The 17,042-nt window shown below is 58.9% G+C and carries 17 protein-coding genes and 1 tRNA gene; 9 read left to right on the top strand and 9 right to left on the bottom strand.

The window, feature by feature from the left end; genetic code table 11:
- The first annotated feature begins 218 nt into the window (after positions 1-218).
- Together N675_RS07130 and N675_RS14310 are read left to right on the top strand one after the other, a co-directional pair.
- On the top strand, positions 219-404 hold the full coding sequence (locus tag N675_RS07130; RefSeq protein WP_051914418.1) for a Flp family type IVb pilin: 186 nt from the start codon (positions 219-221) through the stop codon (positions 402-404).
- A gap of 175 nt (positions 405-579) precedes the next feature.
- Positions 580-750: a Flp family type IVb pilin gene (locus tag N675_RS14310; protein ID WP_156100839.1), complete on the top strand. Its 171-nt coding sequence runs from the start codon at positions 580-582 to the stop codon at positions 748-750.
- On the opposite strand, the gene N675_RS07125 is transcribed toward N675_RS14310, so the two are convergent.
- Together N675_RS07125 and dnaJ are read right to left on the bottom strand one after the other, a co-directional pair.
- On the bottom strand, positions 747-2,363 hold the full coding sequence (locus N675_RS07125; protein WP_038038730.1) for a DUF2723 domain-containing protein: 1,617 nt from the start codon (positions 2,361-2,363) through the stop codon (positions 747-749). The genes N675_RS14310 and N675_RS07125 overlap by 4 nt on opposite strands.
- An 83-nt stretch (positions 2,364-2,446) precedes the next feature.
- Positions 2,447-3,598, bottom strand: a complete 1,152-nt coding sequence (gene dnaJ, locus N675_RS07120; protein ID WP_038038729.1) for a molecular chaperone DnaJ — start codon at positions 3,596-3,598, stop codon at positions 2,447-2,449.
- A gap of 185 nt (positions 3,599-3,783) precedes the next feature.
- Here dnaJ and der point away from each other — a divergent pair, with 185 nt between their 5' ends.
- From der to N675_RS07100, 4 genes are all read left to right on the top strand, one after another.
- Positions 3,784-5,217 carry a ribosome biogenesis GTPase Der gene (gene der, locus N675_RS07115; RefSeq protein ID WP_051914415.1) on the top strand — a complete coding sequence of 478 codons (1,434 nt, stop codon included), beginning with the start codon at positions 3,784-3,786 and terminating at the stop codon, positions 5,215-5,217.
- 117 nt (positions 5,218-5,334) lie between these two features.
- On the top strand, positions 5,335-6,642 hold the full coding sequence (locus tag N675_RS07110) for a serine hydroxymethyltransferase (RefSeq protein ID WP_038038727.1): 1,308 nt from the start codon (positions 5,335-5,337) through the stop codon (positions 6,640-6,642).
- A 17-nt stretch (positions 6,643-6,659) separates the two neighbouring features.
- On the top strand, positions 6,660-7,784 hold the full coding sequence (locus tag N675_RS07105) for an MraY family glycosyltransferase (protein WP_038038726.1): 1,125 nt from the start codon (positions 6,660-6,662) through the stop codon (positions 7,782-7,784).
- 2 nt (positions 7,785-7,786) lie between these two features.
- Entirely contained in the window at positions 7,787-8,251 is a 465-nt protein-coding gene (locus N675_RS07100; protein WP_051914414.1) for an FmdB family zinc ribbon protein, read from the top strand.
- A gap of 136 nt (positions 8,252-8,387) precedes the next feature.
- Here N675_RS07100 and N675_RS07095 read toward each other — a convergent pair whose 3' ends face one another.
- The 3 genes from N675_RS07095 to N675_RS07085 form a co-directional block, all read right to left on the bottom strand.
- Positions 8,388-8,573, bottom strand: a complete 186-nt coding sequence (locus tag N675_RS07095) for a hypothetical protein (RefSeq protein WP_038038724.1) — start codon at positions 8,571-8,573, stop codon at positions 8,388-8,390.
- 5 nt (positions 8,574-8,578) lie between these two features.
- On the bottom strand, positions 8,579-8,950 hold the full coding sequence (gene rsfS / locus N675_RS07090) for a ribosome silencing factor (RefSeq protein ID WP_038038723.1): 372 nt from the start codon (positions 8,948-8,950) through the stop codon (positions 8,579-8,581).
- A 50-nt stretch (positions 8,951-9,000) separates the two neighbouring features.
- Positions 9,001-9,072 (bottom strand) — tRNA-Ile (locus N675_RS07085).
- A gap of 132 nt (positions 9,073-9,204) precedes the next feature.
- On the opposite strand from N675_RS07085, the gene N675_RS07080 reads away from it, so the two are divergent.
- Both N675_RS07080 and N675_RS07075 read left to right on the top strand, forming a co-directional pair.
- Complete coding sequence (locus N675_RS07080) at positions 9,205-10,743, top strand: AAA family ATPase (RefSeq protein ID WP_051914412.1); 1,539 nt, start codon at positions 9,205-9,207, stop codon at positions 10,741-10,743.
- 352 nt (positions 10,744-11,095) lie between these two features.
- Positions 11,096-12,169, top strand: a complete 1,074-nt coding sequence (locus tag N675_RS07075) for a permease (protein WP_038038721.1) — start codon at positions 11,096-11,098, stop codon at positions 12,167-12,169.
- A 517-nt stretch (positions 12,170-12,686) separates the two neighbouring features.
- Here N675_RS07075 and cas6 read toward each other — a convergent pair.
- From cas6 to N675_RS07055, 4 genes are all read right to left on the bottom strand, one after another.
- Positions 12,687-13,535, bottom strand: coding sequence for a CRISPR-associated endoribonuclease Cas6 (gene cas6 / locus N675_RS07070; protein ID WP_051914410.1), 849 nt, complete (start codon positions 13,533-13,535; stop codon positions 12,687-12,689).
- Positions 13,536-14,150: 615 nt separating this feature from the next.
- Positions 14,151-14,480: a heavy metal-binding domain-containing protein gene (locus tag N675_RS07065; RefSeq protein ID WP_038039524.1), complete on the bottom strand. Its 330-nt coding sequence runs from the start codon at positions 14,478-14,480 to the stop codon at positions 14,151-14,153.
- A gap of 125 nt (positions 14,481-14,605) precedes the next feature.
- Complete coding sequence (recO, locus tag N675_RS07060) at positions 14,606-15,430, bottom strand: DNA repair protein RecO (protein ID WP_051914408.1); 825 nt, start codon at positions 15,428-15,430, stop codon at positions 14,606-14,608.
- Positions 15,430-16,086, bottom strand: a complete 657-nt coding sequence (locus N675_RS07055; protein WP_038038719.1) for a bifunctional 4-hydroxy-2-oxoglutarate aldolase/2-dehydro-3-deoxy-phosphogluconate aldolase — start codon at positions 16,084-16,086, stop codon at positions 15,430-15,432. Before N675_RS07055 ends, recO begins: the two co-directional genes overlap by 1 nt.
- A gap of 90 nt (positions 16,087-16,176) precedes the next feature.
- On the opposite strand from N675_RS07055, the gene N675_RS07050 reads away from it, so the two are divergent.
- The gene (locus N675_RS07050; protein WP_038038718.1) at positions 16,177-17,037 is read left to right on the top strand and encodes an NAD(+)/NADH kinase; all 861 of its coding nucleotides are present in this window, start codon (positions 16,177-16,179) and stop codon (positions 17,035-17,037) included.
- Positions 17,038-17,042 lie beyond the last annotated feature (5 nt).

The raw sequence follows: 17,042 nt of genomic DNA, 5'->3' as shown, positions 1-17,042 counted from the left end.
TGGCCCCTAGTCAGGTTGGCGTTTCCTCACGACACTAGAAAGTGAAGCCAGTTCACGAGGCCGACCCGGCTACCCCATCCGCGTCAGTAGAGGGAAGGAAGGGGGTGACGAAACGGCAGAGCATCGGGGAGCCGATCGGGAAGTGAACACGCTTGTCGTCTGGACTGTTTGCTGCTCATTCCATCTGGGCAGCTGCCATTATGGCAAAGGGGGGAACAATGCTGGACTATCTCAAGGCACTCTATGGACTGTATGTCCCTGAGGACGTATTCGAAGGCCAGGGGCTGGTCGAGTATGCTCTGATCCTCGCGCTCGTGGCTATTGTGGCCATCGCGGCGCTCATCACCCTTGGCACCAAGGTTCAAGGAGTGTTTAACAAGATTAATAACTCGCTGCCATCATAACTTCTCGACTGAGCAGAATGTGCAGATGCCCGAGGCCACACGGGGAAATACTCTTCTCGTGTGGCCTCGTGACACTCGCAGCAGCACCTGGGATCGAGGCAACACCAGTAATCCTGAGCTCGGTGTTGCAGCAAATAGCATCACGGTACTGGCACATGGATGAGGATGACATGCAATGTGGGAGAACGGCACGACATGGCCATTTGCGACAGCTGGCCAGGCCGTGCTTGAGTATGCGCTGATTTTGCTTGGCGTAGCCCTAACCGTTGTCGTCGCGCTGAGCGCCTTTGGAAACGCCGTCAATGCCCTATATCAGCGCGTCCTCGCGCAATGGCCTGGCAGCTAGCGTTCGTCAGCAGCCGCTTCGGGCACGACCTGAAGGCGATGATCACGGATCTGCAGGCAGGCCTGGGAAGGCACGCTGCGCCAGATGAGAGGCTCGCTGCCAGGAAGCTGCAGGGTATTCCAGGCTGGCGCGTCGCGAACCCAGGCCTGCAACGCTGGGTCGTGGACGACGACGAGGGAAACACGCGGGCAGAAGTTTTGTGGCATCTGCCGTTGCCGCGGCGTCCTCGCGTATGGTACAAGGCGAGCCTGAGCGGACAGCGACGGATCGATCACCAGGCGATAGAGCTGACGGCCGACCGCTCCACTCCCAAACCCTTCAATCTGCCCATCGTCATTCTGGACAATGCCAAGAACAAGCTCCTGCGGTGCGAGCCAGTTGAGTACGCGGAGTGGCGCTTTGCCATCTGGTGTTAAGACGACCGTCTGATCAGCTGGAAACTGCTGGAGCGCTGCCAGCATGGCATCCCAGTACCGGTCATGCTCCCAAATGCCGACACGGAGAAGGAAGAACGCCACGACGGTGAGGACACTGGCCATCAAGCCAGCCGTTGCCCCTTGCACACGACGCGTCGTTCCGAGGGCTGGAGCGGTCAGCGCGTACAGGGCAAGCGACGCAACGGGGAGAATAAGCAGCAGGTATCCCCACTGCCCAAAGTGGATAAGGGCGAAGAAGCTGAGCGGCAGGACGATCCAGAGCGCAAGATACCAGCGCAGGAAACGGCTAAGGGCCGGCCGGCGCCGGACGCGTAACCAGACGTAGCCGAAGGCAACAGCCGGCACGCCAAGGCCAACCAGCAGCGCCGCGCCAAGCTGGCCGAGGTTGTTCAGCCATGCCCGGCTCGGTCCATTGAGGACCGTCGTCCGCACAGCGAAACTCTCCGTTATGCTATGCAGCAGGCTCCAGTAGCGCAGCAGGCCGCCACTCAGCCATACCAGTGGGACTGCCCACAGCAGGCTGAGCGCAAAGCCCACCCCGAGCGCACGCAGCCGATCCCGCCAGCGCAGTCCAATGAGCCCCAAGAGGAGCAGCGGCCAGAGCAAGACCAAGATTGTTGGGCGGAGCCCCGCAGCAACTGCTGCCGCTGCGCCGAGTGCGACAGCATTGCGCCGTCCTGGCCAGCGCCAGCAAGCGAGCGTGGCAAGTCCCACCAGCAACCCCGCGACTGCCTCCGCCGTATAGGGCAAGCCAACTGCGCTATAGAGCCAGAAGAGCGGGTTGACCGCGAGCAGCAGGCTGCCCCAGAGCCCGGTTGCTTCATCCCAGAGCAACCGGCCAAGCCAGGCCGTCAGCGCGACCGCGACCGCAGCGAGTCCGATGCTCAGCCAGACCAGCGCGGCATTTGGATCAGAGACAACGACGTGCACGCCCTTGCCGAGGAGCACGTAGAGGGGATTGCCTGGCGGGTGTGGCTGCGCATTCGCCAGGTCAAAGTGCTGGAGCGCCAGCATGTAGTTGACAGTGTCACCGTTGAACGGATACCTAGGGAGAAACGGCAGGCGCGTGACGACGGTGAAGACAACGAGCGCGGTAACTTTGAGCGCCCATGGGCTCGCGGCGAGCCAGTTTGCGGCCCCTTGTCGCCTGGTGATGCGTGCCGGCACGCTTGCCATACGATCTCGCTTCCCTCGCTCCGTGTTGCTTCAATCTCCTCTTCCAAGGGATCGGCAGGAGCATGCCAGCACGTAAGGGAATGTTAGACGCCAAGCACTTCGCGGAGCTTCTCGAAGAAGCCGCGGCGGCGCGTTTCATGCACATCGGGGCGCTCAAGCGTTTCGGCAAGCTCCTCAAAGAGCTGGCGTTGGCGTGGCGTGAGTTCAGTCGGCACGACAACCCAGACGGTCACAACCTGGTCGCCACGAGCACCGGTGCGCAGATCCGGCGCGCCCTTGCCACGAATGCGGAACTGCTGGCCGGACTGTGTCCCCGGCGGAATCGTAAGACGCACTGGGCCATCAACAGTTGGCACATCCACCTCGGCGCCAAGCGCTGCCTGGGCGACGTTGATCGGGAGGTCAAGGTAGAGCGTTGTGCCCTTGCGCGTAAACAGTTCATGCGGCCGGACCCGGATCGTGACATAGAGGCTGCCAGGCGTGCCACCGCCGAAACCGTGCTCGCCCTCGCCACTGATGCGGAGTGTCGTGCCATCCTCGACACCAGGCGGAATCGAGACGGTGACGGTACGGCGGCGCAGGACACGGCCGCGTCCACGGCAGCGCGGACACGGGTCAGTTACCACACGGCCTTCGCCACCGCAGTGACTGCACGTAGTGACCGTGACCATTTGCCCAAGGATACTCATTTGATAGCGGCGCACCTGGCCAGTGCCCCCACAGACCGGACACGTCGCCGGCTGGCCACCACCGCGAACGCGGGTACCATGGCAATCAGGGCAGGTTTCCAAGCGCTCAATCTCGATCGCTTTCTCCGTACCGAAAATGGCTTCCTCGAAGCTAAGTTCAACCGTTACCTCAAGGTCAGCGCCGCGACTGGCCCGGCGCTGCGTTGCACTGGCGGTTGCCCCACCAAAAAAGGTTTCGAAGATATCCGTGAAGACCGACCCGAAGCCGAAGGGATCAGCGAACCCCTCGCTAAATCCGCCAGTGCCGGCTGTCGCCCCGGCCTGGACGCCAGCATGGCCGAAACGATCATAGGCGGCGCGCCGCTCCGGATCACTGAGGACCTCGTAGGCCTCGTTAATCTCCTTAAATTTTTCTTCAGCGTCTGGGCTTTTGTTGACATCAGGGTGGTACTGACGAGCGAGGCGCCGGTAAGCGCGCCGGATTTCTTCCGTTGTTGCTGTCCGACTGACGCCGAGGATCTCGTAGTAATCCCGAGTCGTCGTCATCTGCCTCCTCCGGCCCGTCCCGCGCTGGGCAGGACGGGGCGCTCGCGCCGGTTCTCGCTGCGCCCCGTCAAGTCTGATATGAAGTATAGCAAACTCAGGCAAAGCGGCGAGCGCACGCGACGACGTGGCATACTCACACGGTTAGGTGTGCCGCAACCGGCATACCAGCGACGGAGGGAAAGACGATGCCCGAAGGACCACTGCCACTCGTTGCAATTGTCGGGCGGCCAAACGTCGGCAAATCAACGCTGTTCAATCGTATCCTTGGGCAACGCCGAGCGATTGTCGAGGACTTGCCCGGAACCACGCGCGATCGCATTTATGGCGAGGCTGAATGGGGCCGTACTCGCTTTGCCCTCGTTGATACTGGCGGCCTGCTTTCCGACGAGGAAATTGCCCAAGCCTCGCAGCGGGACATTGCCGAAGCAACGCGCCAACAAGCGGAGCTTGCTCTTCAGGAGGCCGATATCATCCTCTTTGTTGTCGACGCGCAGGCTGGACTCACCGCGGGCGACTGGGAGATTGCTGACCTGCTACGCAAGGCAAACAAACCGGTGCTTGTGGTCGCGAACAAAGCGGAAAAGCGCCAGCGCCAGTTCGAAGCCATGGAGTTTGCCGCGCTTGGACTCGGCGAACCGATCATCATTTCAGCGGCACACGGGCAGAATATTGGCGAGTTGCTCGAACGCTTGACGGCGCTTGTCGCTACGCTGCCTCATGCCGTCCCAGCGGGTGAGGATTCTGCTACGACTGATGCACCGCACATCGCGATCGTCGGTCGCCCCAATGTTGGGAAATCGGCACTGCTCAATGCGATCACCGGGCAACCACGGCAGATTGTCTCGCCGATTCCAGGCACGACGCGTGACGCGGTGGATACACCGTTGACCTGGAAGGGACAACCGATCGTCTTAGTGGATACAGCAGGGATCCGCCGTCCTGGCCGGATCGAGCGTGGCGTCGAGCGCTATAGCGTACTCCGGGCGCAACGGGCATTAGCACGGGCTGATGTAGCCATTCTGGTTGTTGATGCAAGCGAGCCATTTACTGCGCAAGATCAACACATTGCCGGGGCGGTCCTTGAAGCCAAAGCAGGCATTGTTGTGGCTGTCAACAAGTGGGACCTCTTCGAGCACATGGAAGGCGCCGAAGAAGCCTACCGCGAGACGGCCCAGAACGCATTCGCGTTCATGCCGTGGGCTCCAATCGTCTTCGTCTCAGCCGTTACCGGCAAGAACGTCGAGCAGGTTGTCGACCTCGCCCTTGTTGTTGCTGCTGAACGCTCGCGCCGCATTCCGACGGCAGAACTCAACCGCCTGGTACAAGAGGCCGTTCACCATCATCCCCCGCCGAGCAAGCCGGGCAAATGGGTCAAAATCTACTACGCGACGCAGGCTGAGACAGAACCGCCAACGTTCGTCTTCTTCTGCCGGAACGCCGAGGGAGTCCATTTCTCCTATAAACGGTACCTGGAGAACACGATCCGGCGCGCATATGGCTTTTTCGGTACCCCAATCGAGTTGGTTTTCCGCGAACGTGAGCGGAGCGCGCCGGGAGGGCCGGAGAAAGCTCGCTCGGCAGCACGCCGTCCTACCCGCTCAGCCCTCCGAAAAACCTGAAGCGAAGACAGCGCGAGCCAGGACTATCAGCACAGTACGTTCAGCGTCGTGGCATGGTAGACTCGCTGCGGGTAGCCATCGGCACGGGCGCATGCCTTCGACGTGAAAGGGGACGTCATGGACGAACGACTCTGGAGTTGGGATCCTGAGATCGCAGCGGCAATCGCGGGTGAAGAGTGCCGTCAGGCAGGCACTATTGAACTCATCGCCTCTGAGAACTTCACCAGCCCAGCGGTTATGGCCGCGGTCGGAACCGTCCTCACCAACAAATATGCCGAAGGCTACCCAGGACGCCGCTATTATGGTGGATGTGAATGGGTTGATCGCGTAGAAACCATCGCAATCGAACGTGCAAAGCAGCTCTTCGGAGCCGCACACGTCAACGTTCAACCGCACTCGGGCGCACAAGCCAATATGGCGGCGATGCTCGCCGTGCTCTCCCCGGGAGACCGGATTCTGAGTCTCAGTCTGCAACAGGGTGGGCATCTCAGCCATGGCGCACCCGTCAACTTCTCTGGCCGCTGGTTCGAGATCCATTTCTATCACCTCCACCCTGAGACTGAGCAACTTGACTATGACCATATTCGAGCGCGAGCGCACGAAGTACAGCCGAAGCTCATCATCTGCGGTTACAGCGCCTATTCGCGCACGATCGATTTTGCGCGCTTTCGCGAGATTGCTGACGAGGTCGGGGCTGTGTTACTTGCCGACATCGCGCACATCGCAGGCATCGTTGCAGTCGGCCTCCATCCAAGCCCGGTTGGCCTCGCTCAGATCGTCACGACAACCACCCACAAGACGCTTCGCGGTCCTCGTGGTGGGATGATCCTCTGTGATGCTGACTATGCCGAAACAATTGATAAAAGCGTCTTCCCTGGCACGCAAGGTGGCCCACTCATGCACATCATCGCAGGCAAAGCTGTTGCTTTCGGAGAAGCGCTCCAGCCGAGCTTTCGGGACTATATCGCCCGGGTACTTGAGAACGCTCGCGTCTTAGCGGAAACACTCCAGGCTGAGGGATTACGCATCGTCTCGGGCGGTACAGACAATCACTTAATGCTTGTTGATTTGCGTCCACTTGGCCTCAGCGGGCGCAAGGCAGAGAAGGCGCTTGATGCCGTGGGGATCACGGTCAACAAGAACGCAATCCCCAATGACCCACGGCCACCGGCTCAGGCAAGCGGGATTCGCCTCGGCACACCGGCGATGACCACGCGCGGATTTGGCCCAGACGAAATGCGCCTCACTGGACAGCTCATTGCGACCGTGCTGCGTAACCCAGATGATACGGCGACACTCGAACGCGTGCGTGGGCAAGTACGCGAACTGGTCGAGCACTTCCCGGTACCGGGTCTGCCGCCACTCAGCAAGATTGTGCACACGATGGAGGCAGCCCAGCTGGGCTTTGCCGGAGAGCTGCGATAGCCGCGAGGAGCGCGGCGATGGTGGAACGAGGACTCATCGCGCTCGCTGTTGGTCTCATTGCAGGGGGAACATCAGCCTTCATAATGCCCTGGCTGATTCACCTCGCCGCGCGGTATGACATCCTCAGCTACCCCACCGAGCCACGCCAAGTACATCGCCGGCCATTGCCACGCATCGGCGGGCCAGGCATCTTCCTTGGCTTTGTGACCGGTCTTGCGCTCTCATTTGTGCTGCCAGTCGAGCGGTTTCCAATTGAGATTGAGCGGATCGCCCTGCTGGTCATCGGGAGCGGGCTCGTCGTTGGCAGCGTCCTCTACGATGATCTCATGGGGCTACGGCCACTACCGAAATTGCTCTGGCAAATTGCTGCGGCTGCAATCATCATCTTGCCGCGACTCCGCGGCCCCGAGCATGGTCTGGTCATTGAGCAGTTTCGCAACCCCTTTGGGGGCATGACAACGTTGCCACTTATTATCGCCGTGCTTTTCACATTCTTCTGGATCGTCGGGATGATGAACACGGTGAACTTCCTCGATGGCCTGGACGGTCTTGCCGGGACAGTCGTCACCATTGCCTGTGTCGTCCTCTTTCTCCACACCTTCTTCCGACCAGCGGGCAACCCGCAATTCACCATCTCCCTTCTGCCGATGGCACTTGGGGCCGCTACCCTTGGTTTTCTTGTCTTCAACTGGCACCCAGCACGGATACTCATGGGTGACAGTGGTGCCATGTTCCTTGGCTACGCGCTCGCTGTTACGGCCATTATCGGTGGGGCAAAGATCGCGACCGCACTCTTGGTCCTCTGGCTGCCGATTCTCGATGTCGCTTGGCTTATCCTCTACCGCCTCCGCCTTGGCCGCTCGCCGATGGCTGCTGATCGTAGCCATCTTCACCATCGGCTCCTCGACCGTGGATGGTCGCAGCGCCAAATTGTTGGCCTGTTCGCCGTGGTCTCAAGCGCGTTTGGCGCTGCAGCGCTGCTCCTTTCCGGCCCACTCGTCAAGCTGCTTGTCCTCAGCGCCGCAGGTATCCTCGGCCTCGTCGCACTCGCTTTGCTCGCACGGCAAACACCGAAAGCAGCAGCGAAAACGGAGCAATCGGTCAACCAGCCAGTGCTTCCGCAACCGCCACGGAGGTCGTAACGATGCCGATCTATGAATATCGGTGCCCACAATGCCGTATGCGATTCAGCACCTTCTATCCATCAATCGCTGCAGCAGAAGCGGCTGGGCCTGCCCAGTGTCCACGCTGCGGCAGCATTGGTGAACGTCGGTTCTCACGTATTGCCGTCCTCCGCACCTCGGCACCACGCGAGCCGGCTGACAGCTGGGACGACGCGACAATGGCTGACGAGCGATGGGATGAGGAAGACGACTTCCCACTGCCCGAGGACGACAATCCACAAGCCCTGGCCCAATGGGCGCGTCAGCTTGCAGCCGAAACTGGCGAGCCGCTTGACCCGCTGCTTGACCAAGCGCTGACTGACCTGGAACGCGGCGCTGACCCTGATACTGTCATGGAACGCCTTGACCGTGCAATGGAAGAAGAAGCAGATCAGGCTGAGACCGAAGAAAGCCATCAAGAGTCGGAGGTCACTGACCTCGAGTAAGCTGGCGCGCTCTGGGTAAAACGACGAACGGAGCGCGAACAAGCCTCATTCTCGTGCGAAGCATGAAGGACGGTGTGATACAAAGCCCAGCGGGGCAGTGTGTGCCTTCCGCTGGGCTTTTGTGCATCTCTCGCACTTACTGCAGCAAGGCATCAAACGGCGGCTGATCGGGGGCTGCACGCCAAAGCCGCGCAAGGAGCACCCAAGGACGCTGAGCAAGCACCAGGCCGATTGCCATACCGCTTGCCAGACCAAGGGCTAACACAAGACTGTAGCGTACCCATGCCTGAAGCCAGAGCCGCCGCAGAGCCTGTCCGCCCACCCGGCTCATTGGATCACCAGCACTTTCGGTGCATGGCTCCAGCGCTCCTCAAGCCGGTAGTACTGGCGTTGTTCGGGCGTGAAGAGATGCACGAGGACCGTGCCATAGTCGAGCACAATCCAGCCCGACTCCGGTTCACCTTCACTGCGCCGGAGTTCAGCGCCAGCTTCACGCAGCGCCTCAACAACGCGCAGACTCAGCGCTCGCAGTTGCCGGGTGTTATCCGCTGTACAGATGACGAAGAGGTCAAAGAACGGAGTGTATTCGTGGAGGTCAAGTACTTGAATATCGGTCGCAAGTGCATCAGCAGCTGCCTCAGCTGCATAGCGGGCCAACGCTGCTGGACTCGCCAGCGTCTCCTGTTCTAGTCGCGCCATGTCCACCTCTCGATTACCAACTGTCCGGCAGCTCCCATGCTGCCAGCGGGTGGGCCTGGTAGGATTCGAACCTACGACCTTGAGGTTATGAGCCCCTTGCTCTACCGCTGAGCTACAGGCCCATCTCGTCGGCTCCCGCGTATCTCATTCTACCGATAGCTGGCGCATGTCGGCAACCAGCCAGTCGGTGCATCAGCTACGTGCTAGGATTGCCTGCGCGGGCAACTGCCCGTGAGAGGAGTTGACGCGGTTCAATGGAGCAAATTCAACACCCTGAGCAACGTGAACCAGCCACTGCGGCTACTGGACCTGCCGAAGGCCACCGCGCCTCACCCAACGGCAAAGAAAAGGCAACTCCGAGCCGCCGGCTCGTCATTCCGACGCCATCACTCGTCGTCCTCATTGGTCCAGCAGGCTCAGGGAAATCGACGTTTGCTCGCACCCACTTTCGCCCAACCGAAGTACTTTCCTCCGACTTTTTCCGCGCGTTACTGACTGACAGTGAAGCGGACCAGTCTGCTAGCCGTGAAGCATTCGCCTTGCTTCATCAAGTGGCAGATGCGCGGCTGCGTCGCGGCAAACTCACGGTCATTGACGCAACAAACACGACAGCTGAATCCCGCGCCCCGCTTCTGGCCCTTGCGCAGGCACACCATCTACCAGCCGTGGCAATCATCTTCGACCTGCCACTGCGGACTTGCCTCGCCTGGGATGCCGCTCGACCAGAGCGTCATGTTGGCGCTGAAGTGATTACCCGGCAACATCAGCAATTACAACGCAATCGCGGGCAGATCTTGCGTGAACCGTTTGCCCTTCGAGAGTGGATTCGCTCGCCTGAAGAGCTTATGCGATGCATTGTCATCCGGCGCCCCTTGGATTGCGACCGCCGGAATCTCCATGGCCCCTTCGACATTATCGGCGATGTCCACGGCTGTCTCCCAGAGTTGCTCACCTTGCTCGACCGGCTTGGGTATCGCGTTGAACAGACAACAGCACGAGATGGCCAGCCCCGCTTCCGCGTCCGCCATCCACATGGGCGCAAGCTTGTCTTTGTCGGTGATTTAACTGATCGCGGGCCTGATAGCCCGAACGTACTCCGCCTTGTGATGGACGCAGTTGAAGAACGCCGAGCCCTGATGGTGATGGGCAACCACGATCGTAAGCTTCAGCGCTATTTAACGGGCCAGGACGTCCTGATTGCGCACGGCTTCGAAATTACCGTCGCGCAATTGGCAACTGAACCGCCTGCATTTCGCGAACGTGTTCGCCGCTTCCTCGCAAAGCTCCCGAACCATCTTGTGCTTGACGGCGGTCGACTTGTCGTAGCACACGCTGGCCTTCCCGAAGAGTATCACGGCCGAAGCTCTCCCGTTGTCCGACGCATTGCACTCTTTGGCGTCACCACTGGGGAACGCGATGCGCAAGGATTGCCAATCCGCGTTAACTGGGCACTGGACTACCGTGGACGTGCCATTGTCGTCTATGGCCACACCCCAGTTGTTACCCCTGTCTGGGTGAATCAAACGATTGACATTGATACTGGTTGCGTTTTCGGCAACGCGCTCACGGCCTTACGCTATCCAGAACTCGAACTTGTCTCTGTTCCTGCCCAGCGCGCCTATGCGACGCCGCCACGCCCCTTGCTCCAACCAGAAGATCTGCTGAAACCGATCCTCCTTCCTTCAGCTGATGAAGAACTTTCTGATGAAGATGCAGCCAACCTCAACGAGCAAGAGCGACCCGCGATTCCTGCGACAGCTGTCCACCAGCAACGAGCGGAATCGCCAGAGTAGCTGCTCGGCATACTGATGTGTTCACCGAGTTAGAAAGGCACTCCACGCGCTACTCCTGCATGACAGCACCGCACACGTATGCCATGAGACGGTCACTTGAACACCATTCCCTGAGACTACACGCCCCAACGAATCATCATACGAGTGCACTTTTCTTCCGGAGGCTTTGCCTGCGACGCACAACATACTGATTGACAGGCGCATTTGGCGCACTACTATCACCCGACTTACTTCTTTACGTAGAATGGGGCTTTGTATGCTGCGAAATGAGGCAGAAAGGGGGTGGGCCATGTAGGGCATGGTGATATGGCAGGCGGCGATCGTGGCTAGCTGAAGATTAGGAGGAAAGCGGATGCAGGATACGTCAACTCCGGCACTATCGCAGCGGCAGCAGCATGTCCTCGTTGGCGTACTCATCGTGTTTGTGTTGGCTGTCATCGGATTAGCCTACGTGAAGTGGTTGCCGTATTACCACAAAGCACATCTCGCTGCAGCAACGGGCAAGCTAGGCAAGTCGATTCTGACTGGTGGAGCGGCAACGCCGCCAGCGCCGTCACTCCATGCCGCACTCGACTACGCTCGTACATACTTCCTCGCAGTCTGGCAAGCGCTCGTGCTTGGCCTCTTGCTCGCAGCATCAATCCAGACATTCCTACCCGTTGATCTCGTCACGCGCTGGATTGGTCGAGCCTGCGCGCGATCGACTCTTCTTGGCGGCGTGTTCGCATTGCCAGGGATGATGTGCTCATGCTGCGTCTCACCAGTCGTCGTTGGCCTACGACGACAAGGGGCCTCAATCGGCAGTGCCGTCGCGTTCTTCCTCGGAAATCCGACGCTCAACCCGGCTGTGCTCGTCTTTCTCGTTTTCACGCTTGGTTGGCAATGGGCACTGCTTCGACTTGTACTCGGCATCCTTCTCGTTTTTGGTGGTGCTGCGCTCGCTGAACGTCTCGCGGGGCCGACACTCGTTCCTCAAGCGATTGCAAATGCCTCACGACCATCGGTTGCCGAGCATGGGAACTGGTTACGACGCTGGGTAGGGAATCTGACCCGGCTCGTGGTGCAGCTTCTGCCCGAGTACCTGATCGTCGTGTTCCTCATGGGACTCGCCCGGGCGTGGCTTTTTCCATCAGCTGGGCCACAGCTCGGCAATTCCCTGCTTGTGATCATTGCCCTTGCCGTTGTCGGAACCTTGTTCGTCATTCCAACAGCTGGCGAGATCCCGATCATCCAGACGATGCTTGCCTTCGGCGTCGGAGCTGGCCCAGCTGGCGCACTGCTCCTCACGCTTGCGCCTCTCAACCTCGCATCACTGCTCATGGTTAGCCAGGCCCTCCCATGGCGTGTCCTCGCCGCATTGACACTCTTGACCATCGGGATGGGAATCCTCGCTGGACTCCTTGCCATCGCACTGCCGCTGCGCTGATCCCAGCCACCCGACCGCTGAGCGAGCTGGTCGGGGAGCTGCCGGGTCGGCAGCACAGCATAATCAGGGCGTCGGGAACGTGCAGGTTCCGACGCCCTGATTTATCAATAGGCCTCCTCTTCGCGCGGAAACCAAGAATACCGAACGAGCCTCACCGCTTATCTTCTCCTATGCCACCTCTTGCGCTTTGATGATCGGAGAGAAGCATCCCCAGGATTTCACAGTTCTCTCTGCATCGTTAAAGGGGCGTGACTTATGACAGGGGCACGGTAGCAAGCGAGCGGCCCATATCACGATGAAAGCAAAGGCCCCGACGATTCCGGGCTGCTTGACGAAGATCCGTTGGCGGTCTTCGCCGCGCGCTCCGAAGATCATCGGGGCTTAGGACTATACTACCACTGTCATGCTTCCCTGTCAAGACCTGTCCCACCGGAATTCATTGCTCTCCCATCCCCGCTCCCCTCGAGAAAATACAGCATAAACTCGAAATAGCGACACGACGATACTGATTCATCCCTCATGAACACCGTTCCTCACGTTGCTCGATCGGGGGATGCGGACGACGCGGCGATACCCCAGCTAACACTTCCTCGACATACCCGAAGCCTTGACTGTTTTTCGCCCCAAGGCCAGCTTCAAGCGCAAGTTGCAGGAGTTGTGGCGGGCCTTCAAGCTTGAAACGTCCGACCCATCCCTCAATCCACGTGCCTTTGTAACATTCAAGCCGCTTCTGCCGCGCCGAGATGCCACCGAGGAGACGAATTCGAACCGGGTGCTCAGCCGTCACCGTTTGGTCAGCGGTGCCATTGTCATCTGACCACCAGCCAAGCACACGCGCTTTCCGCATAAGGTTGCTCACAACGAGTTCTGCAAACTCCTCCTCAAGCGGGTTGAAGTACTCCGTACGGCGCTTTCCGCCCTGCTCGACTGTTCGATAAACCGTGATGGGTGAAAGCGTCTGCACCACGAGTGTTTCACTAAGCTCTGGCAAGGCCTGCGTTGCCACTTCGCGGACAGCAAAATCCAGCGTGCCGAGACGGAGCCGTCCGAATTGCAAGAGACCAGCCGCTACTCCTAAGGCCAGGTTGCGGTCTGGTGAAGCAAACCGAAACCAGATCGGTCCGCTTATCATGACCCCTTCCCCTTTGCGGTACTGCACAGCCCCATACAGTTGGGAAAAAACAAAAAACTTCAGAGGACGTGTACTTGACCAATAGCTGCCGTCATGAAGCGGTTGTCCAATTCGCGCTGGAAGCAAGCGGTAGATGGCGGCTTGCACATATTCTCGATACGTTGTTGGAAGAAGACCTGTTTGCTCCGGCTCGAGATGTACTGTCAGTCGCACCGCATTCCCCCAGTCGAGCATGAACGTGACGCCATACGATGACAAAGCAACTGGTTGTCTGTCAAGGGTAGCAATGACACATCGTCTGGCACGACCGTCAACTGCATCTTGCTGAAGACAAGTCCTCCTGGGACTCCTGCCAGATTCCCCAACCGCGTTTATTGGTCAGCACAACACGGGAAGACAGGTATTCCCGTGTTCATGCTTCCTGTCTTCATGCGCATGCCAAGTGGATCCACCGTATCCTCCTGGGCGCCACGTCCAACGCACAAACTATGCAGAGAAACGGTTCCCACAACGAGGAACGGATAGTGTGTGACAACGCAGAGCATGTGCGGCGCCGCAGTAAGCGTGTTTCGGGAGAAGAGCTGCATCGCAACAACGCGCGAGTGCGTGCTGCAGTCCCGCGGGATATTCGAGAAGCGCGCAAGGACATTCGCATGACGGCCCCGTGCTATTTCACGCTCATGTCAATATGAGAGTAACAGCCTTGCCGCACAACGAGACAACTGGACAGGCAAAAGGGTACACCGTACCGAACGGAACCCTGCCGGAGTCTTGCATCGCCACCGCAGTACGCGCAGCAGCAAAGTGTCGCGAGCGAGAGGAGCTGAGGGACGCGTACCAGCAAACTGATCAGAGCCGCACAGCCGTACCAGAAACCGTTACCATCAACATGTTACTCCCGCCCATGTCAATCGTTTCGTAGTCAATATCAACGCCAATCACGGCATTCGCACCCAGTTGGCGTGCTGCATCAGCCATCTCTTGCAGTGCAATATCGCGGGCACGGCGGAGCTCTTGCTCATATGCTCCGGAGCGACCACCGACAATGTCGCGAATACTCGCAAAGAGATCGCGAAAGATGTTCGCCCCAAGAATCGCTTCGCCAGTGACAATCCCAAGATACTCTTTGACTGGACGTCCTTCGACCATCGTCGTGGTTGTTATCAGAAGATCTTGCATCATGACAACTTCGCCTCTCTTTCGCGGTGAACCCACCACCCGTGCCATCAAGAGGATATCCTGACTTTTCGTGCACGCATAGCGATACATTCGTATCGATGTCGCCAGCTGAAGCGTAACACGAACTAGGCAGGTGGTTCAGCCGGTAGCGAAAAAGCTGGCCGCTGGAGTTGCTCCAGTACTGCATGGGAAGCGATGGGGCGACCAAGGATAGAGGTCACATACGCATGGGCAATTGCTTCAACGTCGTGCCGTAAGCGTTCGCTTGTCCGGCGCTCAAGCAGGGTTGTCCACTGGTGAGGATCCAGCAAAAGCCGTAGCGCTTTGACGACGGGGACCGAAGCCGCCAATGCGCCGGGATACTGTGCCGCGCAATCAGCACAGACGAGTCCACCGAGCGAGGGGACAAAGGCATGGGTCAGGGGTTGAAGTTCGCGGTCGCACGCTAAGCAACGGTACAACTCTGGGCGAAATCCCAGCAGCGTCAAGAGGCACAGTTCGTAGTGTCGCACAATAAAGAACGGATCAGAACTGTGCGCAAGTGCAGCGAGTGTTTCGGCAAGCAAATGAAAGATGGCTGACTGCGGATCAGCTTCACTGGTCAGCGCATCGAGTAACTCCGCGCAGTAGCCAGCATAGGCAACACGCAGCTCACTTTCACGCAAGCCCCGGTGAGGATCAAGCAACATCGCCTGTGCGACTACATCAAGTTCATGACCTTGGGCAAGCACGAGTTGCGTGCGTGCGAACAACTCAAGGTGACCGGCTAACCGGCTACGCGGACGGCGGACGCCGCGCGCTTTGACGCGCAGCTTTCCGCGCTGCAAGGTATAGAGTACGAGGATACGATCAGCCTCACCGAGATCGTAGCGACGAAGGACGATCGCCTCGACTCGGTAAAGCCGATTACGACGCTCATGAAGCGCTGGTGATACACCTGACTCATTCATCAGAGATGCACAGGATGCTCAGGGCTCCGCACGCGAGCAACCATTTCAGCAAACGCCCGGGCTCGCTCGCGAATAGTGCCCCAATCGCGCTCCGCAACTGCCCGCTTGTCAATGAGGTGGCTGCCGACGGCGAGGGCAACAGCACCTGCCTTGAGGAACTCAGGGCCAGTCTCGAGTGTTACACCACCTGAAGGAATAAGCTTGACTTGTGGAAGTGGTGCAAGCACATCCTTGAAATAGGCTGGGCCAGCAAGGCTCGCCGGGTTAACTTTGATAAAGTCGGCCCCATGCTCCCACGCCGTCAGAATTTCTGTGGGAGTAAACGCACCAATCAGACTTGTCACGCTATAGCGCCGACATATCTCGATTGTTTCAAGGCGTAATGTCGGTGTGACAATGAATTCAGCCCCTGCAATCATCGCCTGACGTGCGGTTTCTGCGTCGAGCACAGTTCCCGCACCAACGTGGCAAGCCTCACCAAATTCTCGACGAACTGTTTCGATTGCCCGCCCAGCCTCCCGATTTGTATAGGTAAACTCGAGAACCCGCACCCCACCATCAAGCAACGCTTCCGTCAGTTGGAGTGCACAACTGAGGTCATCAAGTCGGATCACAGCAATTAACCCAGCCTCTTCGATCCAGTGTTGTCCAGTCATGCGTTGTCCCTCCTCGCTCCTTCTCTGTCCAAGCATACGGCGAATTGAGTACCATTCCTAGGGGTGAGACAGCGACGTAGGAGTAGAGGTGTGGCACGACAATTCGGCCTGATCGCCGCTCAAGGCAAGCCCCGGGCAGCACAACTGGCTGCCGCAATCCGAGACTGGCTCAGACGACAACAGATAGCTGTTGTTGGCGAAAGCGAACTTGATCACGCCAGTGTCGACATGTTAGTGACAATTGGGGGCGACGGGCTCATCATGCGTGCCGCACACGTCTACCCCGATATCCCAATTCTTGGCATTAACATGGGCCACGTCGGCTTCCTGGCCATGATTGAGGAAGATCACTGGCAAGAGGCACTTGCTCAAGTCCTGGCTGGTGAGTACGTTGTCCAGGAAAGTCCTACCCTCAGCGCCCACGTCACGCGGGAAGACCACGCTGTAAGCGAGGGGTGGGCGATTAACGATGTCGTTGCGCGTGCAGGGCTCCAGATGATCGAAATTGAACTCTACATCGATGGGCAGTACGTCAACACCTATCCAGGCGACGGCATGATCATCGCAACGCCCCAAGGGAGTACGGCGTACTGCATGGCAGCTGGAGGGCCAGTTCTCAGCGCTGGCGTCAAAGGTTTTGCGGTAACACCAATCTGCGCTCATTCGCCGATTCGAACAACTCTTGTCGTGCCGGAGGAAGCCGTCCTTGAGCTGCTCTTAACGAGCGAGCGTGACACTACCCTCGTCCTTGACGGCCAGCCGCAGTGCAAACTCCAGGCCGGAGACTTAATTACGGTGCAGCGTGGTGTGCATCGCTTTCTTCGCGTCGTTCTCCCGGAGATGAACTTTTACCAGGCGTTTCGCAGCAAGTTCAATTTTCAGATTCGCCCAGACGCACGCCCCTCTCGTCCGCTCAAACTCCGCCACGAGCTTCCCACGAGCCGCCAGTAAATCGC

Source organism: Thermorudis peleae (assembly GCF_000744775.1).
GTDB lineage: Bacteria > Chloroflexota > Chloroflexia > Thermomicrobiales > Thermomicrobiaceae > Thermorudis > Thermorudis peleae.
This window is presented reverse-complemented; position numbering and strand designations above follow the sequence as displayed.